24 protein-coding genes are annotated in these 24412 nt (G+C 60.5%); 12 read left to right on the plus strand and 12 right to left on the minus strand.

Going from position 1 to position 24412, the window contains the following annotated elements; all coding sequences use genetic code 11:
* Window positions 1-236: 236 nt before the first annotated feature.
* On the minus strand, window positions 237-515 hold the full coding sequence (locus tag ACTQWE_RS09210) for a hypothetical protein (protein WP_441855187.1): 279 nt from the start codon (window positions 513-515) through the stop codon (window positions 237-239).
* Between the two features lie 147 nt (window positions 516-662).
* Between ACTQWE_RS09210 and pth2 the strand changes: the two genes are divergently transcribed.
* The 4 genes from pth2 (at window position 663) to ACTQWE_RS09230 (ending at window position 5492) form a co-directional block, all read left to right on the plus strand.
* The gene (gene pth2, locus ACTQWE_RS09215) at window positions 663-1115 is read left to right on the plus strand and encodes an aminoacyl-tRNA hydrolase (protein WP_441855185.1); all 453 of its coding nucleotides are present in this window, start codon (window positions 663-665) and stop codon (window positions 1113-1115) included.
* Window positions 1116-1339: 224 nt separating this feature from the next.
* Window positions 1340-2203: a methylenetetrahydrofolate reductase [NAD(P)H] gene (gene metF, locus ACTQWE_RS09220; protein WP_441855183.1), complete on the plus strand. Its 864-nt coding sequence runs from the start codon at window positions 1340-1342 to the stop codon at window positions 2201-2203.
* A 3-nt stretch (window positions 2204-2206) separates the two neighbouring features.
* Window positions 2207-2932, plus strand: a complete 726-nt coding sequence (locus ACTQWE_RS09225) for a vitamin B12 dependent-methionine synthase activation domain-containing protein (RefSeq protein ID WP_441855181.1) — start codon at window positions 2207-2209, stop codon at window positions 2930-2932.
* Window positions 2925-5492: a homocysteine S-methyltransferase family protein gene (locus ACTQWE_RS09230; RefSeq protein ID WP_441855179.1), complete on the plus strand. Its 2568-nt coding sequence runs from the start codon at window positions 2925-2927 to the stop codon at window positions 5490-5492. Before ACTQWE_RS09225 ends, ACTQWE_RS09230 begins: the two co-directional genes overlap by 8 nt.
* Window positions 5493-5503: 11 nt before the next feature.
* Here the strand turns inward: ACTQWE_RS09230 and ACTQWE_RS09235 are convergent, their stop codons facing one another.
* Window positions 5504-6484: a magnesium transporter CorA family protein gene (locus ACTQWE_RS09235; RefSeq protein ID WP_441921609.1), complete on the minus strand. Its 981-nt coding sequence runs from the start codon at window positions 6482-6484 to the stop codon at window positions 5504-5506.
* Window positions 6485-6712: 228 nt separating this feature from the next.
* On the opposite strand from ACTQWE_RS09235, the gene ACTQWE_RS09240 reads away from it, so the two are divergent.
* A complete protein-coding gene (locus tag ACTQWE_RS09240) occupies window positions 6713-7333 on the plus strand; it encodes a histidine phosphatase family protein (RefSeq protein ID WP_441921611.1) in 621 nt (206 codons plus the stop codon).
* Between the two features lie 173 nt (window positions 7334-7506).
* On the opposite strand, the gene ACTQWE_RS09245 is transcribed toward ACTQWE_RS09240, so the two are convergent.
* The 8 genes from ACTQWE_RS09245 to asnS all read right to left on the minus strand — a co-directional run bounded on the left by ACTQWE_RS09245 (window position 7507) and on the right by asnS (window position 15542).
* Window positions 7507-9012, minus strand: coding sequence for an FGGY-family carbohydrate kinase (locus tag ACTQWE_RS09245; protein ID WP_441921613.1), 1506 nt, complete (start codon window positions 9010-9012; stop codon window positions 7507-7509).
* Between the two features lie 102 nt (window positions 9013-9114).
* Window positions 9115-10491: a PTS galactitol transporter subunit IIC gene (locus tag ACTQWE_RS09250; protein ID WP_441921615.1), complete on the minus strand. Its 1377-nt coding sequence runs from the start codon at window positions 10489-10491 to the stop codon at window positions 9115-9117.
* Between the two features lie 53 nt (window positions 10492-10544).
* Window positions 10545-10829 (minus strand): PTS sugar transporter subunit IIB, encoded by a 285-nt coding sequence (locus tag ACTQWE_RS09255; protein ID WP_441921617.1) that lies wholly within the window; start codon window positions 10827-10829, stop codon window positions 10545-10547.
* A gap of 41 nt (window positions 10830-10870) precedes the next feature.
* Window positions 10871-11338, minus strand: a complete 468-nt coding sequence (locus ACTQWE_RS09260; protein ID WP_441921619.1) for a PTS sugar transporter subunit IIA — start codon at window positions 11336-11338, stop codon at window positions 10871-10873.
* Between the two features lie 44 nt (window positions 11339-11382).
* Window positions 11383-12246 carry a class II aldolase gene (locus ACTQWE_RS09265; protein WP_441921621.1) on the minus strand — a complete coding sequence of 288 codons (864 nt, stop codon included), beginning with the start codon at window positions 12244-12246 and terminating at the stop codon, window positions 11383-11385.
* Window positions 12247-12562: 316 nt separating this feature from the next.
* Window positions 12563-13300 (minus strand): GntR family transcriptional regulator, encoded by a 738-nt coding sequence (locus ACTQWE_RS09270; RefSeq protein WP_441921623.1) that lies wholly within the window; start codon window positions 13298-13300, stop codon window positions 12563-12565.
* A 48-nt stretch (window positions 13301-13348) separates the two neighbouring features.
* Window positions 13349-13909, minus strand: a complete 561-nt coding sequence (locus ACTQWE_RS09275) for a hypothetical protein (RefSeq protein ID WP_441921625.1) — start codon at window positions 13907-13909, stop codon at window positions 13349-13351.
* Window positions 13910-14138: 229 nt separating this feature from the next.
* Entirely contained in the window at window positions 14139-15542 is a 1404-nt protein-coding gene (gene asnS / locus ACTQWE_RS09280; protein ID WP_441921645.1) for an asparagine--tRNA ligase, read from the minus strand.
* A gap of 220 nt (window positions 15543-15762) precedes the next feature.
* Between asnS and ACTQWE_RS09285 the strand changes: the two genes are divergently transcribed.
* The gene (locus ACTQWE_RS09285; RefSeq protein WP_439794037.1) at window positions 15763-16284 is read left to right on the plus strand and encodes a GAF domain-containing protein; all 522 of its coding nucleotides are present in this window, start codon (window positions 15763-15765) and stop codon (window positions 16282-16284) included.
* Window positions 16285-16338: 54 nt separating this feature from the next.
* Here the strand turns inward: ACTQWE_RS09285 and ACTQWE_RS09290 are convergent, their stop codons facing one another.
* Window positions 16339-17064 carry a B3/B4 domain-containing protein gene (locus ACTQWE_RS09290; protein WP_304212458.1) on the minus strand — a complete coding sequence of 242 codons (726 nt, stop codon included), beginning with the start codon at window positions 17062-17064 and terminating at the stop codon, window positions 16339-16341.
* A gap of 382 nt (window positions 17065-17446) precedes the next feature.
* On the opposite strand from ACTQWE_RS09290, the gene fumC reads away from it, so the two are divergent.
* From fumC to ACTQWE_RS09320, 6 genes are all read left to right on the plus strand, one after another.
* On the plus strand, window positions 17447-18874 hold the full coding sequence (gene fumC / locus ACTQWE_RS09295; protein ID WP_441921628.1) for a class II fumarate hydratase: 1428 nt from the start codon (window positions 17447-17449) through the stop codon (window positions 18872-18874).
* Between the two features lie 3 nt (window positions 18875-18877).
* Window positions 18878-20032, plus strand: coding sequence for an NAD(P)-dependent malic enzyme (locus ACTQWE_RS09300; protein WP_304215621.1), 1155 nt, complete (start codon window positions 18878-18880; stop codon window positions 20030-20032).
* Between the two features lie 219 nt (window positions 20033-20251).
* A complete protein-coding gene (locus ACTQWE_RS09305; protein ID WP_154539433.1) occupies window positions 20252-20560 on the plus strand; it encodes a hypothetical protein in 309 nt (102 codons plus the stop codon).
* Complete coding sequence (locus ACTQWE_RS09310) at window positions 20547-21011, plus strand: hypothetical protein (protein ID WP_154539431.1); 465 nt, start codon at window positions 20547-20549, stop codon at window positions 21009-21011. The genes ACTQWE_RS09305 and ACTQWE_RS09310 overlap by 14 nt, the downstream gene beginning before the upstream one ends.
* A 367-nt stretch (window positions 21012-21378) precedes the next feature.
* A complete protein-coding gene (locus tag ACTQWE_RS09315; protein ID WP_441921631.1) occupies window positions 21379-22800 on the plus strand; it encodes a glycoside hydrolase family 25 protein in 1422 nt (473 codons plus the stop codon).
* On the plus strand, window positions 22797-23975 hold the full coding sequence (locus tag ACTQWE_RS09320) for a cation diffusion facilitator family transporter (RefSeq protein WP_441921633.1): 1179 nt from the start codon (window positions 22797-22799) through the stop codon (window positions 23973-23975). The genes ACTQWE_RS09315 and ACTQWE_RS09320 overlap by 4 nt, the downstream gene beginning before the upstream one ends.
* Here ACTQWE_RS09320 and ACTQWE_RS09325 read toward each other — a convergent pair.
* On the minus strand, window positions 23972-24412 hold the full coding sequence (locus ACTQWE_RS09325) for a type II toxin-antitoxin system VapC family toxin (protein WP_206109837.1): 441 nt from the start codon (window positions 24410-24412) through the stop codon (window positions 23972-23974). The genes ACTQWE_RS09320 and ACTQWE_RS09325 overlap by 4 nt on opposite strands.

Raw genomic sequence — 24412 nt, forward strand, 5'->3', positions numbered from 1 at the left:
GCAGACCGATGGCTAGCTCAAGGCAGGCAAACGGCACAACTTCCCTTGGAAAACGTGGGAGACTCGCACGTTTTTCCTAGGGTAAAACGTGCGAGTTTTGTAACGTCGCTGGTCAGAGGGTTGGCTCGTCAACGTCCCGCTCTGGGCGATCGGGCAGCTTGGCAAGCTCGCGTAGCGTTAGGGCCCCTCACCTGCCCGGCAGCAGAAGTTCGGGCGTCTGGGCTCCGGTCGCTCCCCTACCCGCGCCTGCCCATGAGGCCGGTCGCAAGGCCTGCGAGGTCGCTCAGGCCAAGCCCCGTGCTCTTCTCGACCTTGTCCAGAAGCTCGCCCATGCTGGCAGACTCCGCAATCGCCCGGTGCAGCTCCTCGGCGCTCGCCGAGACCCCCGCCCTCTCCACGAGCTCCGCTATCGTGCCCAGGTCCAGCTGCTTCAGCATGGCCAGCGCCTCGTCCGACCTGCCCATCATCACGGCCATCGCCAGCTTGTGCGCGTCGACGCCACCAAAGTCCGCCATGCCACTCCCAACCTCTCGCGCCGCCACGGCGTGCGTACGCAACCAACAGAGTTCGTCCATCATACGAGAAGAGCCGCCGCCTTGCCTGCGTCGCCGCTATAGTGGTGAGGCGAGAAACACATCCCCCACCATCGAAGCGGAGACCCCATGCCAAGCTCTTCCTACCTCGCCAAGCAGATGATCGTGATGAGGCGCGACCTCAAGATGCGCAAGGGCAAGATCGCTGCACAGGCCGGCCACGCGTGCGTGGAGGCCGTGCTCATGGCGCTTGCGCGCGAGCACCGCCTTGACCAGGTGCGCCTTGCCACCGCGGAGGACGGGAGTCCCACGTGGGTGTACCTGGACGCGGACGGCACGCCGCGCACGGCGCTTTCCGACTGGTTCGACGCCGGCGTCGCGAAGGTGTGCGTGTACGTGGACTCCGAGGAGGCGCTGCTGCGCATCGCGGACCAGGGCCGCGAGCGCGGCTTTGCCGTTGCGCTCATACGCGATGCCGGCCTCACGGAGTTCCACGGCGAGGCCACGTACACCTGCCTCGCGTTCGAGCCGCTCCGCGCAGAGGACGTCGACCCCATCACCGGCGAGCTGCCGCTGTACTAGCCGCGGGGCCGCAGGGCGGCCGTCCCGCGGCCCCGCGCACACGCGTGCCCGCGTCCTTCTCGCCCAGTGGCGGCCATCGCGCGGCACGATGGCGCGTTATCGAATACGCAACTATTACCGAACGGTACCGTTTTCGCGCCGCCCGCGTCCCAACGCTACCATGGGTAGACCAAGCTGGGCGCACCTGCGCTCGGCGCGCCACCATGCAACACGAAGGGACAACCATGCGCATAGCCGACATCCTCAAGAGCAAGCAGACCTTCTCGTACGAGATCTTCCCGCCCAAGGGGGACATGTCGGTTGTGCAGGCCACCGGTATCGCGGAGCGCCTCATGCAGAACTCGCCGGACTGGATATCGGTCACGTTCAGCGCGGGCGGCTCCGGCAACTCGCAGAACACCGTCAGCGTGGCCAAGGCCATCCAGGCGTCCGACAAGACGCAGGCCCTGGCACACCTCACGTGCTTGGGGTCGTCGCGCGCGGACGTGGACGCCTACGTACAGAAGATCCAGGCGGCCGGCGTCCAGAACGTGCTGGCGCTGCGCGGCGACCGCGCGCCCGGACGCGACGTGATCGACTTCGAGCACGCGTCGGACCTGGTGGCGTACCTCAAGCAGGCCGGCCTGTGCGTGGGCGCCGCATGCTACCCTGAGGGTCACCTCGAGTCCCCCTCGCTCCAGGCGGACATCGAGCACCTCAAGGCCAAGGTCGACGCCGGCGCGGACTTCCTGGTGACGCAGCTCTTCTTCGACAACGAGGACTTCTACCGCTTCCGCGACCGCTGCAGCCGCGCGCACATCAAGGTGCCCATCGTGTGCGGCATCATGCCGTTCACCAGCGTGCAGCAGATCCAGCGCATGGCGTTCACCTGCGGCGCCTCTATCCCGGCCGCAGTCATCAAGCGCCTGGTCGCCGCCGGCGATAGCAAGCAGGCCCAGCAGGACGCCGGCGTCGCGTACGCGTGCGAGCAGCTGGTGGACCTTGCCCGCAACGGCGTGGACGGCCTGCACGTCTACACCATGAACCGCCCGTCCGTCGCGGACGCCACGCACGACTGCCTGCTGCGGGCGGGCTACGTGGAGGCCTAGACCATGCCCGTCGCGCCAACGCTCAAGAGCTACCAGATAGACGCGCTTGACCGCAAGGAGGTCCTGCGCTACCTGGGCTACCGCGGCCAGGAGGTCACGCCGGAGCTCGACGCCCGCCTGGATGCGGCCATCGCAAGCTGCCTTGCCATCGGGCGCGCACGCGCAAGCATTGCCGTGTACGACGTCGCCGGGCGAGAAGAGCTTCCCGACGGGACCCCGCAGGTCACCCTGACAGACACCGCGCTCACGCTCGTGGGCACGTCCATGCAGCGCCACATGGCGGGCGCCCGCAAGGTGGGCGTGCTCGCCGTCACCATAGGCATGGGCGTGGAGCGCGAGCTCAAGCGTCTCTCGCTCACGGACCACCTGGACCAGGTGCTGTTTGACGCCGCGGCCACCACCATGGTGGAGCGCGCGGCTGACGCGGCGGAGGCCACGCTCGTGGGCATGGCCGCGCGCGAGGGGCTGTACACCAACTTCCGCTTCTCGCCGGGCTACGGCGACATGCCCATGCAGACCCAGCCCGTGCTGCTCGACGCGCTCGACGCGCGCCGCCGCCTGGGCATCACCCTAAGCCCCACCCTGCTCATGACCCCCACCAAGAGCGTGACGGCCGTCGTGGGCATGTTCGACGCGCCGCAGCCCTCCACGCACGCAAGCTGCGCGGACTGCTTCTGCCGCGCGTTCTGCAACCTCCGCGCCACCACAGGAAGGACCTGCCATGACTGACGCAACCACCAAGACGCCCGCCGCCGGCAGGACCGCCGGCAAAAACGTGGGCACCATCGACGCCCGCAAGTACTTTGGCACGTACGACCACCGCACCCTGCGCGTCAAGGACGACCACCTGCGCCGCGTGCTCGCGGGGCAGGACCTCCTGCTGTTCGACGGCGCCATGGGCACGCAACTGCAGGAGCGCGGCCTTGCGGCCGGCGAGGTGCCAGAGCTTCTGTGCCTCACCAACCCGCAGCAGATAACCCAGATCCACCAGGCGTACGTGCAGGCGGGCTCCGAGGTCGTCACCACCAACACCTTTGGCGCGAGCGCACCCAAGCTGGGGGATGCGGCCACGGTGGAGGAGGTCTTCTCGGCCGCCGTCGCCTGCGCAAAGGCCTCCGGCGCGCGCTACGTCGCCGCGGACATCGGCCCCACCGGCTCGCTCCTCGAGCCCATGGGCACGCTGCCGTTCGACGACGCGTACGAGCTGTTTGCCCAGCAGGTGCGCGCGGCCGACGCCGCGGGCGCGGACCTGTTCATCATCGAGACCATGGCGGACCTCGCAGAGGCCAAAGCGGCCGTGCTCGCGGCAAAGGAGTGCTCCGACCTGCCCATATTCTGCACCATGACCTTCGACGAGGACGGCCGCACCTTCCTGGGCACCACGCCGGAGGTCGCGGCGAAGACCCTCAGCTCGCTCGGCGCCAACGTCGTGGGCATCAACTGCTCGCTTGGCCCCAAGGACGTGGCGCCGCTCGTGCGCCGCATGCTGCCGTGGTCCAGCGTGCCGGTGATGGCACAGGCAAACGCGGGCCTTCCCCACGTGGAGGACGGCGTCACGCTGTACGACATCAAGCCCGCGGAGTACTGCGAGGCCGTGCGCGACATGCTGGACGCCGGCGTCACGGTCATCGGCGGCTGCTGCGGCACCACGCCGGACTACATCGCGGGCGAGAGGGACCTCCTTGCCGGCCGCACCCCCGCCGCGCGCGACGTGTGCCGCGACTTCGCGGTCGCAAGCTCGCAGCGCCTGGTGAGCCTGCCGGCCGGCCACGTGGGCGTCATCGGCGAGCGCATCAACCCCACGGGCAAGCGCCGCATGAAGGAGGCCCTGCGCTCCGGCAACTACGACTACGTTATGCAGGAGGCCATCAGCCAGACGGACGCCGGCGCCCAGGTGCTGGACGTGAACGCCGGTCTGCCCGAGATAGACGAGTCCGCGACGCTGCGTCGCCTGATGGCAGACCTCCAGGGCGTAACGAACCTCCCGCTGCAGGTGGACTCCGCCGTGCCGGCCACCATCGAGGCGGCCGTCCGCAGCTACCCGGGCAAGCCCATCATCAACTCCACCAACGGCAAGCAAGAGACCATGGACGCCGTCATCCCCATAGCGGCGCACTACGGCTGCGCGCTGGTGGCCCTTACCATAGACGAGAAGGGCATACCCCAGACGGCGGAGGGTCGCCTTGGGGTGGCGCGTAGGATCGTGGCCGCGACGGACGCCGCCGGGATTCCGCGCCAGGACGTGGTGGTGGACTGCCTGTGCATGGCGGCCTCCACGGACCAGAGCGCCCCGCGCGCCATACTCGACGGCATCGCCCTGGTCAAGCGCGAGCTCCCGGGCGTGCGCACGGTGCTCGGCGTGTCCAACATCAGCTTTGGCCTGCCGTTCCGCCCGCTGGTGAACGCCACGTTCCTGGCGGCCGCGTTTGCGGCCGGGCTCGACCTGTGCATCATCAACCCGTGCCAGCAGCGCATGATGGACGTGGTCAACAGCTGGCGTGTGCTCTCCGGCGAGGACCAGAGCGCCCAGGCGTACGTGGCTGGCTACGCCGGCAGGAGCGACGCCGCCCCAGCCACGGGCGCGGCAGCCGCCGGCACCGCGACCCCCGCCGCCGGCACGTCCGCGCAGGGGCAGGGCGAGCCCGCACCCGCGGCGGACAACCCCGTGGCCCAGGCCAGGGCCATGGTGCTTGCCGGGCGCAAGGGCCCGATGCCTGCCCTGATGCGCGATATTCTCGCCACGCACGACGTGCTGTTTGCCATAAACGACGTGCTGATTCCCGCCCTGGACGAGGTGGGCGTGCGCTTCGAGAAGGGCACGTTCTTCCTGCCGCAGCTCATGGCCTCGGCCGAGGCGGCCAAGGCCGGCTTCAACACCATCAAGGAGGCGAACGACGCCACGGGCGTCGAGGTTGCCTCCAAGGGCAAGGTCGCGATATGCACCGTGAAGGGCGACATCCACGACATCGGCAAGAACATCGTGAAGATGCTGCTCGAGAACTACGGATACGACGTGATCGACCTGGGCCGCGACGTTGACCCGCAGGTGGTGGTGGACACCGTGGTCCGCGAGCACCTGCAGGTTGTGGGGCTTTCCGCCCTGATGACGGCGACCGTGCCGGCCATGGCCGAAACCATAGAGCTGCTGCGCAAGCAGGCGCCGTGGTGCAAGGTCATCGTGGGTGGCGCGGTGCTGAACCCGGAGTACGCCAAGATGGTGGGCGCGGACTACTACGCGAAGGACGCCGCGGAGTCCGCCCGCATCGTGGGAGAGATCCTGATCAAGTAGCGGCGCCGGCGCTACTTGATCAGGCGGCTGCGCATGATCCAGACCGCGGCCGCCACGGAAAGCACGACGGACAGCACCAGCGGGAACACCCACGCCTCGTCCAGCGGCAGCGCGGTGTTCATGCCGTAGAACGAGAACACCATCGTCGGCATCGAAAGCACCAGCGTGATGATGGCGAGCGTGCGCATCGTGAGGTTCAGGTTGTTGTTGATTATCGAGCCAAACGTGTCCATCGTCTCGTTGAAGACCTCAGTGTAGATGCCGCACATCTCGATGGCCTGCCTAACCTCGATGGAGACGTCGTCCAACAGGTCGCGGTCGTCCTCGTACAGCCGCACGGTGCGCCCGTAGCCAATGCGCCTGACCGTGGCGTCCAGCGCCTTGAGCGAGGTGGAGAAGTACACGAGCGACTTCTCGAAGCCGAGCATCTTGATGAGGTCCGCATTGCGCATGGAGCGGCGGAGCTTGCGCTCGTTCTCGCGGAACTGCCGGTTGATGGAGCGCAGGTCCGCCTGGTAGCGACGCGATATGAACAGCAGCATCTGCAGCAGCAGGCGCGTGCGCTGCGCCGTGTTGACGCCGGAGATGCGTCCGCCGGCCACCGCGTCCACCGTCGCGTTTGGCTTGAGGCTCACAGTCATAATGGCGTCCTGCTCCGGCAGAAACAGCACGGCCAGCGGGTGCGTGTCGTACTGCACGATGGAAGGGTCCACGGCCTCGCGCTCATCCTCCACAAACGGGCAGTCCACGATCACGAGCGCCTGCCCGGTCTCCGCGTCCAGGTCTACCCGGGACGTCTCCTCGTCGTCGAGCGCGGACGTCACGAACTCCGGGTTCACGTGCAGCTCTTCCAGCATCCAGCGGCGCTCCTCCTGCGTGGGCGCCACCACGCTGATCCAGCACCCCCGCACGGGAGCGTCGACCCTGCCCGTGAACGGCACCTTCGTACCGTCCGCGGCAACCTCGTGCGACGTCTTGTAGTACTCGATCATGGGGCCTCGCAATCGCAGCCGTCAGGCATCTTGCGTCAACCTGAGCTACAGACAGGCTACACCATATCCGTCCGCGGACGCGCCGCGCAACGTCGACCCAGCCCCCATAAAGATATTGGGTTCTTTTAGTCTGGTCGCACAACATAGCCAATTGGGTGCATCATATCAGCAGTCGCCAGGCGTAACGTCCCTGGCTGTCCAACCACCGCATAAGCTCTTGGAGGTCATATGGGTTGTAGGGTCGTTCTGATACGCCATGGTCTTACCTACTGGAACGTAAAGAAGAAGATGCAAGGCCAGGTCAACATCCCCCTCAACCAGACAGGCATACAACAGGCTAAAAGGCTGGCGGAGAGTCTCAGGGAATACCACTTCGACGTCTGCTACTCAAGCCCACTCGACCGTGCCTACATGACTGCCAAGCTCGCGCTCGGCAATCGCAACGTTCCCATACACAAGGATCTCAGGCTGGTCGAGCACGGCTACGGCCTCCTCGAGAGCCACAGCTATAGACACTGGCCGTGGTTCCGATGGACAAGCGAGGCCTACAACTACGAGCGGCATCCCAACCTCTATCACGCGCCTGTTGGCGGAGAGTCCTTCGATGACATCTACGCCCGTGCGCAAGACTTTATCGACAATGTACTCGTACCCGAGTCCAGGCAGCGCGACGGCATTCTTATCGCAGGACATGGTGGCATAAACTGCGCAATCATTGGTCGTCTGTTCGACATCCCCCTCAAGGACTTCTGGAGCGTCAGGCAGGCAAACTGCGGATACACCGTCTTGGACGAGAAGGGCGGGTCGTTCCAAATCGCCTATTCCACTCCCGTCGAGACGAGCTTCTAGCCTATGGCCACGAGACGTCACAGCATGCCATATCAAGCCTGAGCCAAACAAGGGGTGGAGTGCATTCAATGCACCCCACCCCTTCTATCTGCTGAAGGATCATTTCGACATCGACGCGAAGTTGAAGTCTTACTCGCTCAATCCAAGTATCTTCGTAAATGGCATTCTGTTGCCTATTTCTCTTTCTCGACATTTCGTTCGAATGCCCTAACCGCTTCGGACAGCGGTACGTACCATCGTTCGAGGAACTTCTGCAACATCTGGTGACGACCCGCGTCAGGCGCAAACTCTCTTATTGGAACTCTTGGCGTTACCTCATACCCGAATTTGCTAGCCGATACAATGACAGAACCTCTGGCCACGGCCTCTGTAACATCGCACGCTAGAAACTTAGTATTTAGTACATCTGCCTTCAGCTGCATCCACAATGGATTTTTAGCAGCCGGTCCTATCACCTTTACAGCAATGTCTTTATTAAGTCCCTTGCCGTTCGTCATGCAATTGCACAGACAAGCAAATTCAAGACATACACCTAAGTGTGTGGCATATAAGAGTTCGTCATCACTGGTCATGTCGCTCATGCCGTATACGAAAGCACGGGAATCTGAATCTCTGTCTGGCGGACCACTCCCACGTAGATGCGGCACGAAAACAATCTTCGTCTTTTCGAAATTGCCATCAAGATATTCTCGGAATATCTTTTCCTGTCCCTTGTTGAAAAACTGATCCTGGTCTTTCCCTAAAGTTCTCAAAGACCACTCAAAGGAGAGTCCAGCCGACGGAACTGAAGCATAGGATGTAAATTTGTCCCTATCCACAAAGCGTCCATTGGTAATTTGCCTCTTCATTGAGGAATCGCTCAGGTCGGCATCATCCTTCAGAAGTAGTAAGCCCTCAGAAGTTCCGGTCGAATTCAGAGCCCCACCGCTTTGTAAAAGATTGCATGCGACCGCTCCAGACATGTGGTCATGTCCAGACACACATACATTACAAGTCGGTGGCAGCCCAGTCTTCTCCTGCACTTCACGCGTTACTAGTCCTCTTGGTGAACCGCTGTCAACGATATCAGCAAAAAGCGTGCTTGGAATCCGATAGTGATTGAGCACTTCACTTGACATGCAGTCGTTCTCTACATCATACGCAGCAGTCCTTGACGCCAAAGTCCTGTCTTGTCCAGCGCATCCACACAGTGTCCAGGCGATAAAATCTGCCATTGTTAGCCATGTTGCATTTTTCAAATCTGAACCGTGGTCGCGCATCCATAGAATCTTGAATAGTGCCGAATTCGAATGCGTAGGTACACCAGTTATATGGTAAAGGGTCTCCGAAAACCCCGATTCGATCGCGTTCCGAGCGTATACCTCGCCACGATTGTCGTACCAATAGATTGATCTGCTAGAGAAAGACCCATCTGGATATATGAGGACACCAGACTCTCCAACGCTAGCAATTGAAACGAACTGTATGTCCGATGACTTTGCCCCAAGCTTCAGAACGCACTTCTTCAGTAGATTGTAGACTCCATCGCATAAGCTACGAACGTCATAGTCCGTATTACTATTTGTAGTAATTTTTGGACTGGCGATTTTCTCTACAAGTAAGGAATCGCATGTTGGAAGCTCACAAAGAACGGCCTTGGTGTTGGTTGTTCCCACATCGATGCCTATTGCAAATGGCAACTGGTATCACCTCGTTTCCATTCTTGTAAGAAGCCGATCTATCCGAATGTAAGATGGCGTGGGAAGTTGTAACCCACGCCATCTTAACCTACTCACACTCAGTTAATCCTGAGCCTCAACCTCGGGATGGGTCTGCTTATAGGTGAGCTTGTAGGTGAGAAACACAAGCGCAGCGACTATGACCGCAATAACCATGGCGACAACATTCCCAGAGAATATCTGATAGATGAGATAACGGAACGGGTTCCCGCCATCGAGGAAAGCGGTGATGTTGCTACCACCAGCAGCAGACATATCATAACCTACCGTAGTTGCAAGCTTGGTAATCAGTGGCGACGCAGCAGAGCAAATCAGCAGGTCTCCAACCAGGCAGGGGATGGAGATGATGACCGCGCGCACAATATTCTGGTTGCACGCAACAACGATCATGGAGCAGAACACTGCAAGATTTGAAAGGTCAGCGACGGGAAGAGTCTCATTTCCCGGAACAATAAATGCAAGCAGGATTGCGATGGGAGTAAGAAGAAGGCCAGTAGCGATAATTGCAGGATTTCCGATGGCCACGGCGATATCGAGGCCGATGTAGAAATCCTTGCGATCCGGGAACCTCTTTGCCATGAAGTCCTTTACGCCATCGGAAACAGGAATCAGTCCGTCCATCAGAATACGTACCATGCGGGGAAGAATGTACATAACTGCAGCAAGGTAGATAGCAAGAGAAAGAACGCCCTTGAAGTCATAGCCCGCGAGAAGTCCAAGCAACACGCCAAGCATGAAACCAACCATCATCGGCTCACCGAAGATGCCAAAGCGCTTCTGAATGTGCACAGGGTCGGCCTGCAGCTTATTGAGCCCAGGAATCCTGTCGATTACCCAGTTCCCCAGCAGACCAATTGGGAAGAACACAGCACTGGAAAGTGTGGGCAGCGAAATACCAGGAAGGTTGCAATACTTCTGAGTAAGCGGTGCACACCAGTCGGCAATTTTAATAATCACGACTGCCGCAATTGCAGTTCCAAGAAGACCGAGGAAGAAATTGCCCGTCGCAACATACACAAGCGCGCCAGCAAATGCAAAGTGCCAGTAGTTCCAAATATCAATATCTACAGTCTTGGTCCACTTGAAAGCAAGCATTACAAGATTAATCACAAGAGTAAGAACAATTGCAAAAGGAGCGATTATCGAACCCCAAGTAATCGCGGACAAAGGAGCCCATCCCAAATCCACGTCAGGAAGGTTCAACCCGGTGCGCTGAACAATTGCCTTTGCAGCAGGGCCAACCTGATCACCCATCAGTGCAAAGATGGTAAAGACGCCTACGAAGCCTATGCCAACAACGAGGGCAGACCTAAAAGCTTTAGCGGGCTTAATCCTGAAGCAAAGCGCAAGTATGAATATAACGATTGGAAGCATAACAATTGCTCCCAGTCCCAAAAAGTATTGTACGAAATCATATAGGCCTTTATACATGCCACCCATGGTGTTCTCCCATATTACTTATTCAAAGCACTCGGATAGGTTGTCTCGCCTTGCTATTTTGTAAGCGCCTCCTTAATCTTCTCGAATGTCTCATCCGCTCCAAATCCGGTTAAGAAGGGAAGTCCGCTAATCACAGGCGTGTTGAGCTTATACGGCACTTGCGTGGTAGCGATAATCAAATCGAAGTCGTCCGCAATACTAGGAACACTTCCGACGTTTCTCTGATCAGCCTCAAAATCAATGCCCTGATTACGCAGGTACTCGCAGACCTTTTCCTCAACAACAGTTGAGGTCGCAATTCCAGTGGCGCAAACGAACAGAATCTTCTTCTTTGCCAATCTAACCCCTCCTACAGCACACAAAATTGGTTGGCTCTCTTCTACTCCTCAATTTCTAGGAACCGTTTTACCGACTGGAAGAGATCTCTATCGGACTTCGCAGAAAACAGTTCAGAAACCTTCTCCTTGTCCTGGGCGAGCTTTACGACTTGTTGTAAGAACTTGATGTGGGCATGACCGTCATCAAGAGCAAGCATGAAAACTAGCGACACCGCGACATTCAACTCAGGGCTACCCATTACCTGGAAATCAACCGGATCTTGCAATGTTGCAACAGCAATAGAGGGCGATATAACGTTCTCCGGATCCGTATGAGGTATTGCCGCTCCGAAAGAATCGAATGGAAGACCAGTCGGAAACCTCTGCTCGCGATCGAGTACGTGGCAGGAAAAATCCGGCTTCACCTTTCCGGCTTTAACCAACGATGTGGACATAACGTCAAACAGCTCTTCTTGGCTACTGACCTTAATGTTGCATTGAACTGCTTCAGGCAAAATCTGTATCATCATGAACCTCCCTTCACTTCTTCTAGGATCAATCCCTTCAACATTTCCTATTGCTCCGAAAACTTTCCAATCAAGACATCCTTGTTGATTTCGATTGCAAGCTCATACGCCATCTCCGAGACTGCATTCCTCGCATCCAGGAGGACTGAGGCAAGATTCGCTTCGTTGTGATTCTTCTCATACCTTGCTGCAACCGCACGAATGTACGCCTGACGCAAATCACTTGCTATATTTATTTTTTTCATCCCATACGGACGCATTGCTCTAAGGGTTTCAAAAGGAATTCCAGAGCCACCGTGAAGAACAAGAGGCACGGGTGACACTTTCGAAATCTCGGCAAGAACGCCCAAGTCTATCTTTGGCTTTTCCTCAAGCCCATGTACGTTTCCAATCGAAACAGCAAGTGAGTCACATCCGGTGCGCTCGCAGAACTCTTCTACCTGCGCGGGATCGGTGTGGCAGTCTGCCTCACTTACGTGATCGTCCTCCTTGCCCTTTAAAGCACCCAGCTCAGCCTCGACCGGCACGCCATAGCAGTGAGCGAAATCAACTGCCTCCCTAGAAAAGCGAATGTTCTCTTCGAAGGGAAGCGCAGCTCCATCAATCATCACTGAGGTGAATCCCGCCTGGACCGCCTGGCGAACATCATCCAACGTCTTTCCGTGGTCAAGGTGAAGCGCAAACGGAGTGACATAGTGCTTTGCAGCCATCTTTGTGGTTTCTGCAATGTACTCGTAACCCGTTACCTTAATGTTCGTCGGAGCGATTTGAATGATTCCAGGCATACCTGCACGCTGAAACGCGTCCATTATTCCCAGCGTCATCTGTATGTCAGTAGAGTTATACGCTGGAAGCATCAGATTGTTCTTTGTTGCAATTGCCATCAATTCATTCATATTCACGAGTGGCATGGGTTCTCCCTCCCTATTAATGAAACCTAGCCTTGTCTCGTGTGCATTTATACAAAGGTGTACAAATATATGCAAGTATAGTGTTTTTGTACAAATATTTTCGAATTATCTATTGACATCTGAAAATATAGTTGACTCCTCTTCCATTGGACCACATAAAGGCCACCGTCGAAAGAGGAGTCTCACTGCGTTAATATTTGCTTTTATGGAAAGTTGTTCACTGGTTCAATACAAATGACGCTGGACGCGGTAGGAAAAATCCCTTCATTCAATCGTGAGAAAAACCTGAACGGTAGTATTTTCCCTTTAAACGAACTTACGCTCTTGGAAGAACTGTACCAACTACATACCTATATGCTTGCAACCAAACATTGCCCCATTCGGCTGGAGCATCATCTGCATAGAATACGTGCTGTTCAAGGTGCAGCACAGGAGAATCTGAGCGAACTCCCAATATTTTTCCCTTCACCTCTCCGACTACCTCCGCAGAGTATCTAGCGTTCGAGAAACCAATCTTCTTTCCGGATAGCTGTTCCATAGTCTGGAATAGCGTCTCTTCCGCAAAATTGACCTTTTCTATTCCAGGTACTTCATCAGCGCGAATTCGATTTTCTATATACATAATCTGCTCACCGCCAACAAAACGAACGCGTCTCAGGAAGAAGACGGGGTCTCCGATTTTTAGGAACAGCTTTTTCGCAAGAAACTTATCAGCAGGAATCATTTCGGCGCTCAACTGACGCGTTTGAAAAGGCACTCCCTGTAACCGAAGCGATTCAGCAAACGAAAGCAACGTGTTCCCCGTTGGATGCGAAATGACTTTTCGCTCAGTAACAAATGTGCCTCTACCCCTGTATTGAACCAGGAGTCCCTCATCAACAAGGATTTTTACACCATGCTTAACGCAGCCTCTACTCAGTCCAAGAATCTCACACAATTCATATTCAGTTGGAATTTTGCATCCCGGACCCCACTCCTGAGAGTAAATCTTCTCCCTAATATAATCTGCAGCCTGCACATACAGAGGGGTACCAGTATCACGATCTAGGGCCATAGTTCCCCCTTCAAAGCTTTGGAGACTGATTATCTTTCCAACAGCTGCTTACTTGCTCGCTCTATTGCGCGCGTCAGCTTCAATTTCTTTTTTCGCACCTTCTACCATATACAACAGGGTGTGAAGATACTTCTGTCTTTGCTCATTCGTCTTATGCTTTTTCATAGATTTTGAAATAGAATTGGCAGCGCTTTCCAACTGGTCAACTAGTCTGTTGCCCTCAGATGTCAGATGTTCCGAATCGACACCTTGCGAGAAGTAACTTCCAACGAGGATTAGGATTGCTACAAGCACGGCCTGAGGTAAAAAACCACCAAGGGAACCAGCAATAATGAATGCAGCGCAGATAATTAGCGCAGGTATCTTCTCCGTCAAATAGTCGACAGTTGGATCCTCGGTATCAAGAGCTGCAAAGCAGCTCTCTTTTCCAGCAGCATACAAGTCCTCGGCCTTCAGAGCTCTCTTCTGTAACTGTTTTTGAAACTGAACATGACCGTCGTCCTCAACCGCACTATCTACTTCATTAAGCAGTGTCTTAACTGCTTTCAAAGATCGTGCGGTTGGATAGAAGAAGGGCTGCGTCTCTTCACTTTCAAGATTCCTGTTCATTTTTTACTTCCCTACGTCGATTAGACCCGTCGTCTCGTATCCACTCGATGGGTACATATTTGTATATATTTGTACACAATGCAAGTAGCATATATTCACAAGAAGCATGTCAACTTCCAATCGCATTGCTTTTCGAGGAAAATTGCTAATCAATCTCATCTAAAGCGATAGGGGCGCCCCGCCGATTTGACGGGACGCCCTTGGGATGACGCTTCGCGCGTAGATGGAACTAGAAGTCCGCGTTGCCGACGGTGCGGGGGTGCGGGAGGACGTCGCGGATGTTATCGACGCCCGTGAGGTACATGACGAGGCGCTCGAAGCCCAGGCCGAAGCCTGCGTGGTGGCAGGTGCCGTAGCGGCGGAGGTCAAGGTAATACTTGTACTGGTCCTTCTCCATGCCGAGCTCCTCGATGCGGCGCTCCAGCACGTCGAGGCGCTCCTCGCGCTGGGAGCCGCCGATGATCTCTCCGATGCCGGGGACGAGGCAGTCCGCGGCGGCGACCGTCTTGCCGTCGTCGTTCTGGCGCATGTAGAACGCCTTGATGTCCTTGGGGTAGTTGGTGACGAACGTTGGCTTCTTGAAGTGCTGCTCCGTGAGGTAGCGCTCGTGCTCGGTCTGAAGGTCGATGCCCCACTTGACCGGGTACTCGAACTTGTGGCCGGCAGCCTGGGCGTCCTCGAGGATCTTGACGGCATCCGTGTAGGACACGCGCGCGAAGTCGCTGGTGGCAACGTGCTGCAGGCGCTCCTTCAGGCCCTTGTCCACGAACTTGTTGAACATGTCGAGCTCGTCCGGGCAGTGCTCCATCACGTAGTTGATGACGTACTTCAGCATCTGCTCGGACACGTCCATCTCGCCCTCGAGGTCGCAGAACGCCATCTCGGGCTCGACCATCCAGAACTCCGCCGCGTGGCGACGGGTGTTGGAGTTCTCCGCGCGGAACGTGGGGCCGAACGTGTAGACGTCGCCGAAGCTCATGGCGAAGTTCTCCGCCTGGAGCTGGCCGGAGACGGTGAGGTTGGTCTGCTTGCCGAAGAAGTCCTTGCTGTAGTCGACCTTGCCGTCCTGGGTGAGCGGCGGGTTTGCCGGGTCGATCGTGGTGACGCGGAACATCTCTCCGGCACCCTCGGCGTCGGACGCGGTGATGATGGGCGTGTTGACGTAGACGAAGCCGCGCTCCTGGAAGAAGCGGTGGATGGCGAACGCCGCGACGCTGCGCACGCGGAACACCGCGCGGAACAGGTTGGTGCGGCTGCGCAGGTGCTGCTGGGTGCGCAGGAACTCGCGGGTCTGGCGCTTCTTCTGCATGGGGTAGTCAGGCTGTGCCGCGCCCTCAACCACGATGGTCTTGGCCTGGAGCTCGAACGGCTGCGGGCGGTCCGGCGTGAGCGCGAGCTCGCCGGTGATGATGAGGGCGGAGCCAACGGTGAGGGCTGCGACCTCCTCGTAGTTGGCGAGCTTCTCGCGGTTCATGACGACCTGCAGGTCCTTGAAGCAGCTGCCGTCGTTCAGCACGACGAAGCCGAAGTTCTTCATGTCGCGGATCGAGCGGACCCAGCCGGCCACGGTGACCGTCTTGTCCCCAAACTCGTCCATGTGCGCATAGAGCTGCGCGATCCTGGTGCGGTCCATCTGCGGGATCCCCCTTTTGTTCAAGGGCGCGCCTTCGGGCGGGAGCCAGGCTCTTCTCGCCCGGCGCAGCCCTGCCGCGGGCCTGCTCTGGGGCCCTGGCGCGCATGCTGTCCAACCACGTAACCATATCGCAAAACGGGTGCGCGTGCCGCGCGAAGTGGGCGGCTCCTTGCTACGCTGGTGTGGTTTGGACGGGCGACATTGCGACCTGGAGGCGGACATGGCGAAGGGGCTTGCGGACTTTGGGCTGATTGCGGCGCAAATCGAGGCGCTGGCCGAGGAGGACGCACATTGGGTGCCGCTATTGGCGAACGCGTCCGCGCTGGTGATGGACGGCGTGGAAGACCTGAACTGGGCGGGTTTCTACCTGATGCGCCCCGCCGGAACGTCTGCTGCGGACGGCACGGACGCAGCGGACGGAAGGCGCGAGCTGGTGCTGGGGCCGTTCCAGGGCAAGGTCGCGTGCGTGCGCATTGCCGTGGGACGCGGCGTGTGCGGGACGGCCGTGGCGACGGACTCGACGCAGCTGGTGCGCGACGTGCACGAGTTTGCCGGGCACATCGCGTGCGACAGCGCCTCGAACTCCGAGGTGGTGGTGCCGATCCACGCGGGTGGGCGCGTCGTGGGCGTGCTGGACGTGGACTCCCCGCTGGTGGGAAGGTTTGGCGAGACGGACGCGCGCGGGATGGAGGCCGTGGTCGCCGCCATCGAGCGCTGCTGCAACTTTGGGGAGCTGGCGTAGCGGATGCGGCTGGCGGCGCCGGCAGATCGCGACGGCGCCGACCTCCCGTGGCGCCTACACCAGCTCGGTCTCCGGATGCTCCTTCGTGACGAAGTCCTTGTTCGTGACCGTTGCGCCCAGAAGCTGCTCGCACTTCTCGGCCAGCTCGTCGATGGCCGCGTGAAGGTCCGCCGAGCGCTCGGGCATCACGTTCTCCATGATGAACATGCAGTGCGGCGTCGCGTCCGAGACCTCCGTGCGCTGGCCGTCGCGCCAGTTCCAGCAGCGGCACACCGCGCCGGCGTCGTCCAGGTAGGCGATCTCTCCGGGCAGCGTGGGGTCGCTCTGATCCTCGCCGATGGGCAGGAAGTAGTCGCCCCCGTCCGTCATGGCAAGGCGGAACGTGCCCTCGATGGCGTCGATGTTCTCCGCGCCGATGGGCAGGGCGTACTTGAGCGATATCGCGTTGCTCACGTCGACGCTCGGGACGATGTGGCCCACGGGGTTGTCCTTCAGGACGCGCTTCAGCAGGTTCTCGACGGAGCAGCGCGCGCCCTTCTTCGTCTTGAACTTGCGGTACGCGTCGCGCCACACGGCGACGACCTCGTTCTGGCTGATGGTGGAGCTCGTCAGCCACTCTTCCGCGCTCGCGTTCGCGCGGTCCAGGAACTTGGCCGCGGCCTTGGCCTCCTCCTCACCGATCTGGTCGGTCGGCTTGATACCATCCACGCACAGCACGCCGATCTCCACGTCGGGGAACACCTGCCAGAACGAGTCCTCGACCACAAACCTCTTGCCCATGACGCCTCCTTACGCCCGCGGGCCCACCCCGCGTGGGTCGCGTTTCTCTGCTGCTAATATTCTTACCACAAGTTGGCATATTGTAGTGCAAGATACGGCGATTTTATCAGTTCAACTCAAATACTTTGCTTGTTTCATGCATTCCAAAATGCATATTCCGCAGGCGAGAAGAACGCGGCGCCCCAGCTTGGCGGCGCCACGTGGGGCGCGGCGCGGGCATAGTTTTCGCGGGTCGGGGCGAATCGCTGCATAAAATCTTCGCTACGGCGGCGCGGGCGTGCGGGCGAGAAAGTAGAATGGTGGTCGCGCTCCATGATCGGGCCGCGCTCCCGCAGGGGTCGCGCGCAACCGGGCGCAAGGCAGACGCAAGTCGGAGGTGCACATGGCAGACGGCTCCACATGCACAAACCAGAACTCGGGCCAGGCGGACGGCTATCGCATGGAGCACGACTCCATGGGGCAGGTCAGGGTTCCCGCCGCGGCGCTTTGGGGCGCGCAGACGCAGCGCTCCTACCAGAACTTCCCCATCGGGACGGAGACCATGCCCCAGGGCATCGTGCGCGCGTTCGCCATTCTCAAGAAGGCGGCCGCGCAGGCAAACGCCCAGCTCGGCGTGCTGGACCCCAAGGCCGCGAGCCTCATCGAGCGCGCGGCGGACGAGGTCCTTTCCGGCGGGCACGACGACCAGTTCCCTCTCAAGGTGTGGCAGACGGGCTCCGGCACGCAGTCGAACATGAACGTAAACGAGGTCCTCGCGAACCGCGCGAACCAGATCGCCGCGGCGGAGGGCGTCGCGCTCGAGAGGCCCGTGCACCCCAACGACTCGGTCAACCGCTCGCAGTCCTCGAACGACACCTTCCCCACGGCCATGCACATCGCGGCCGTGCTGGCCGTCACGCGCGAGCTCCTGCCCGCGATCGACCAGCTTGCCGCAACGTTCGAGCGCCTGGAGCGCGAGAACGCCGGCGTCGTGAAGAGCGGCCGCACCCACCTACAGGACGCGGTGCCCATAGCCTTCAGCCAGGAAATCTCTGGCTGGCGCGGCATGCTTCTGGCCTCGCGCGAGCAGCTCGAGGCAAGCCTTCCGATGCTGAGGCGCCTGGCGTTGGGCGGCACGGCCGTCGGCACGGGGCTGAACGCCCCCGCCGGCTTTGACGTGCTGGTGGCAGAGCGCGTCAGCACGCTCACCGGCGAGGACTTCAAGACCGAGGCCAACAAGTTCCATGCGCTCACCAGCAAGGACGCCATGGTCTTCTCGCACGGCGCCATAAAGGCGCTTGCCGCGAACATGATGAAGATCGCGAACGACGTGCGCTGGCTGGCAAGCGGGCCGCGCCTGGGCCTGGGCGAGATAACCATTCCCGCAAACGAGCCGGGCAGCTCCATCATGCCCGGCAAGGTGAACCCCACGCAGTGCGAGGCCGTCACCATGGTGGCCGTGCAGGTTATGGGAAACGACGCGACCATAGGCTTCGCCGCGAGCCAGGGCAACTTCGAGCTCAACGTGTTCATGCCGGTCATCGCGTACAACTACCTGCAGAGCGTGCGGCTGCTGGCCGACGCGATCCGCTCGTTTGACGAGCGCTGCGCCGCGGGCATCACGGCAAACCGCGAGCGCATGGCCCACAACCTGCACAACTCGCTCATGCTGGTGACGTGCCTGAACCCCTACGTTGGCTACGAGCGCGCGGCGAAGGTCGCACACAAGGCGTTTGACGAGGGAACGAGCCTCCGCGAGGCGTGCGTCTCCCTTGGGTATCTGACGGAAGAGAAGTTCGACGAGGTTTTCAAACCGGAGGAGATGGTCTAGAGGATGGACGAGACAAGCGCAAAGAGCCTGAAGCTCCACGAGGAGCTCCAGGGCAAGATCGAGGTCGTTTCTCGCGCAAAGGCCGAGACGAACGAGGACCTCGCGCTCCTGTACACGCCCGGCGTCGCGGAGCCGTGCCGGCAGATACAGGCAGACTACAGCAAGTCCTGGGAGCTGACGCGTCGCTCGCACCTGGTGGCCGTCATCACCAACAGCACGGCTGTCCTGGGCCTGGGCGACATCGGCGCCGCGGCCGGCATGCCCGTGATGGAGGGCAAGTGCCTGCTCTTCAAGGAGTTTGGCGACGTGGACGCCTTCCCCATCTGCGTTGACACGCACGACACGGACGAGCTCGTGCGCACCGTGCAGCTCATCAGCAAGAGCTTTGGCGGCATCAACCTGGAGGACATCGCGGCGCCGCAGTGCTTTGAGGTCGAGGACCGCCTGAAGGAGCTGTGCGACGTCCCCGTGTTCCACGACGACCAGCACGGCACCGCCATCGTCACGGCGGCTGGCCTGCTGAACGCCGTGAAGGTGACCGGCAAGAAGATGGGCGAGCTCAAGATCGTGATGAGCGGCGCGGGCGCAGCCGGCCTTGCCATCGCGACGCTCCTCACCCACATGGGCTTTGGCAACGTGATCCTGTGCGACCGCAAGGGCGCCATCTACGAGGGACGCGACGGCCTGAACCCGTACAAGGAGCGCGTTGCCAAGATCACGAACAAGGACCACGAGGCGGGATCTTTGGCCGACGTGCTGGTTGGCGCGGACGCCTTCCTGGGCGTGAGCAAGCCGGGCCTCGTAACGCCGCAGATGGTGAGCACCATGAGGGACGGCATCGTGTTCGCGATGGCCAACCCCACGCCGGAGATCATGCCGGACGAGGCGAAGGCCGGCGGCGCGAAGGTCGTGGCCACGGGCCGCTCCGACTTCCCCAACCAGATCAACAACGTGCTGGTCTTCCCCGGCATCTTCAAGGGCGCCCTTGCGGCGCGCGCCCCGCAGATCACGGAGGAGATGGAGATCGCGGCCGCCGAGGCCATCGCAAGCCTGGTGCCGGAGGACAAGCTCTCCCCGGACTTCATCATTCCGTCCGCCCTCGACAAGACCGTGGCCGACGTCGTCGCCAAGGCCGTCGCGGACCGCGTGAAGAAGTAGCGCGAGGACGGCAGAGCGGGTAACCGCCCGCACACGCAAGCGTTACAGGCAACGCCGCGGGGAGAAGGACGAGTTCTTCTCCCCGCGGCATTTTCTTGCATTATTCTGCGCAAATGGACTCGCGCTGGATTCTTTTCCAAACTATATGGTTTCAATCCACCACTCCCGTCGTCGTATACTAGTCAGACATTCAACTCTCGACTGAAGGGATGGCTGGAAATGGACGTGAAGCAGGCCGTGAAGATTGCCGCGAACTACGTTTCGAGCTTGGAAGGCATGACGAATGAGTATCCCGATGCCGATACAGATACGAAGCTGCTGCGTGACATCCGCTTCGCCGTCGAGGGAACGCGATTCAACGAGGAGGACGATACCTGGAGAATCGAGGTGGGCTTCACAAGACCATGGGACCAGGCCCATTCCCCCCTTGCCGGAATCGCCACTGTACCTCTGAAGGACAACCGCACGATCAAGACTGTGACCATCGACGATAAGACGGGCAAGGTGCTTGCGTATGGCGGCAACTAGGATTGCCCTCGATGCAAACATCCTTGTCCTGCTGGCCGTCGGATCAGTAGACAAAGGCGCCCTTGGGCGGAAGCGCCGCGTCAAGGAATACGTTCCTGAGGATTACGATCTTGCCGTGAGCGTAATATCGGGATTCCGTCAGGCAGTCGTAACCCCCAACGTAATTACCGAGTGTTCTGACCTACTTTCCGATACTTCAGACGAAGGCGAGAAGCGCTGGCTAAAGGAGTTTGTGCAAAACGGTGAATCCGTTCGAGTGGAGAAGTACGTCCCTAGCAAGGAGGTCGCCGAGCTGCCCCAATATAGCTACCTTGGTATCGCCGACTGCTCTTTGCTCTCGCTCGTCGACGGCACAACCATTCTCCTGACGATGGACAGTAAGCTACACGCAGCGGCATCAAACATCAATCCTGAATGCATCAACTTCAATCACTGTCGCAACTTCACTTAACTTCATCCACCCGCGGGGAGAAGGACGATCTCTTCTCCCCGCGGCATTTTTGCCAAGATGCGCTAACTACGCGCGAGGGATGCGCAAGGGATGCGAGCTACGCCAAACGGACACCGCGCGAGCCTGGGCGCCCGCGTCACACACCCGTAGCAACCTTGCATGACCGCCGCCCGCTCACCGCCGGTGCGTGCAGGCGGCGCTCCCCCGCACCAGCACCCCCACACCGGCAACCCGCACCGGCACCCCCTTGGCCCTCTGATGATGTTGTGCCATTGCATCCGGTCGCACTCGCACCGGGACGCTCGGGGTGCGACAATGGGACGACTAGCGACATGACGGACGGGCGATCCCAGGGAGGTGCGACGCGTTGGCAGAAAAACGAAGGCCCAGCAAGAAGCAGTCGCGCCCCAAGGGGCAGAGGGCCCAGGGCCACGTGCCTTCTCGTCGTGGCAGCGAGCGTTCGGGCGGCGCCGCGGCCCACGGCACGCCCCGGACCGGCACGTCGCGTACGGCCGGCACGCCACGCACTTCTCGCGGAAGCAGGGGCAGCTCGCGCAGCAGCCTCGGAAGCTCCATGGGCACGTCGCACGCCGCCAGGTACGGTACGTCCCACGCCAACCACAGGGGCACGGGCTCCCGTGTGTCGCGCGACGCCAGCAGCTCGCGAGAAGTGCGTGGCACCAGGGCAGACCGCGGGCGCGAGGTGCGCTCCCGCGACGGTCGCGGCCGCGAGGCGCGCCAGCCGCGCAAGATGCTCCGCCCGAAGGACACCGGCCTCGAGCTGCGGCGCGAGGAGTACGGCCAGACCAGCCTCGGCGCGCGCAGCCAGACGAGCCGCCGCCGGCAGGAGAGCCGACTTCGCAAGATCCGCGACCTGGGGTCCACCAGGCCGCCGTTTCCGTTCAAGCCGCTCATCGCCATCGTGGCGGTGCTCCTGGTGGCAAGCGTGGGCGTGCTTGCGGGCACAAGCATCATGCGTGCGCTGCAGCAGCCGGCCCAGACGCAGGAGTCCAGCAGCAAGGTCAAGATGAAGGGCGGGAGGTCCACCGCCATCGATGACAGCGCGAAGATCTTCACCACCACGTACGACTGGGACAACGCCACCACCAAGCACGGGCGCATCAGCTACAAGATAGGCGGGACCGTGGTCTCGCGCACCGGCATCGACGTGTCCGAGCACAACGGCAAGATCGACTGGGCAAAGGTCGCGGCGGACGGCATCGACTTCGCGTACATCCGCATTGGCTACCGCGGCAGCGTCGAGGGCAACATCACGCACGACAAGCGCTTCGAGCAGAACTTCGACGGTGCGCGCAAGAACGGGCTGGACGTGGGCGTGTACTTCTACTCGCAGGCCATCACGGCAGAGGAGGCGCGCGAGGAGGCGCGCTACGTGGTGAAGCAGCTGGACGGCTATGCCACCGAGTACCCCGTCGTGTTCGACATGGAGCCTTCCACCAGCGGCGACGACCGCGTGTCGAGCCTGACGAACGACCAGATGACCGCCATCGCGAAGGCGTTCTGCAAGGAGCTGCAGAAGAACGGCTACTACGCGTGCGTCTATGGCAGCCGCGCGGACCTGGCGCACTACGACCTCACCGCGCTTTCGCGCTACGGCTTCTGGTACGCGGAGTATGCGAAGGCGCCCACGATGGCGCTGCGCTACGGCATCTGGCAGTACACGGACTCCGGAAAGGTGGACGGCATCGACGGCGACGTCGATCTGGACATCGACCTCACCGGGGCGCTGGAAAAGGTACAGAGGGCTGAGAAGAGCAAGGCGCAATGACAGAGTGGCTGGTACATAGGTTCATCCACGACGCAGACCAGACGGACCGCGCCGACGTGAGAAACGCGCACGGCACGCTTGCGAGCATCGTGTGCATCGTCTGCAACATCCTCTTGTGCACAACGAAGGGGCTCGTGGGCCTGGCCGCCGGGTCGCTCTCCGTCGTGGCGGACGCCGTGAACAACCTGACGGACGCCTCGAGCAACATCGTGAGCCTCATAGGCTTCAAGCTCGCAAGTCGCCCCGCGGACAAGGGCCACCCTTACGGACACGGTCGCATCGAGTACCTTGCCGGCGTTATCGTGGCGTTCATCATCGTGATCGTGGGCCTCGACCTTGCGAAGACCTCGTTCCAGAAGATCCTGAACCCGGAGCCCATGGACTTCTCGCTCGCGGTGGTCGCGGCGCTGCTGCTCTCCATTGGCGTCAAGGCGTGGATGGCCCGCTTCAACCACGCACTTGCAAGGCGCATCGACTCCGTCACGCTGGAGGCCACGTCCCAGGACTCCAAGAACGACGTGCTCGCGACGTCCGCGGTGCTGGCCGCCGGCGTCGTTGGCAAGATCGCCGGCATCGACCTGGACGGCCTTGCCGGCCTTGCCGTGGGCGCGTTCATCATGTGGAGCGGCTTCGAGCTGGTGCGCGACACGCTGGACCCCCTGCTTGGACAGGCACCCGATCCACAGCTCGTGAGCCACATCCACGACACGATCATGAGCTACCCCGGCGTGCTGGGCACGCACGACCTGATGGTGCATGACTACGGCCCCGGCCGCAAGTTCGCGAGCGCCCACGTCGAGATGGCGGCCGAGATCGACCCCATCCGTAGCCACGAGGTGCTGGACTCCATCGAGCACTACTTCGAGGACGAGGAGGACCTGCCCCTCGTGCTGCACTACGACCCCATCGTCACGTTCGACCCCGAGGACCACGACCTGCGCCACTGGGTGTCAGACCAGGTGAAGACCATCGACGGACGCCTGACCGTGCACGACGTGCGCACGACGCGCCAGGACGGCACCCTGCATGTGTCGCTGGACTGCGTGCGCCCGCACGACCTGCCCATGACCGACGAGGAGCTGAGCGAGCGCATCTGCAAGATCCTGCACAGGCGTTGCGCTGACGCCGTCTGCCACGTGACCGTGGACTCGAGCTACGTATCCACCGGCGTCTAGCCGCAAACCCCATGACGCTCCCTTGGCACCGCCGCAGGCACGTCTTCGGTGTGGATGCAGTCGACACCGTTCTCCTCGCACAGCTTCACAAGCTTCTTGTCGCACGAGAAGAGCGTGCCACCTGACCTGCGGGCAAGCACCAGATACGTGATGTCGTAGGCAGGATGTTCCAGTCGCACTGCTTCCGCGAGCACCTCCGATGCAAGGTCGAGCGCGTCTGCATACTCGTCCACGAGCGACAGTGCGATGAAGAGCCGCCTTGTGGCCTCCTCCCGCCGCATGACCCCTGCCCGCACGTACTTCCAGAAGGCGTTCGTCACCTCGGATTGAAAGAGCGGCACGCTCACCACGCGTTCGTCCACGTACCAAAGCCCGCGCAGCGCGCGGCCTTCCACGGTGTCGAGCGCGATCTCTATCGCGGCAGAGCTGTCCAGCAC

The organism is Parafannyhessea sp. LCP19S3_B1, assembly GCF_052121955.1.
Taxonomy (GTDB): Bacteria; Actinomycetota; Coriobacteriia; order Coriobacteriales; family Atopobiaceae; genus Parafannyhessea.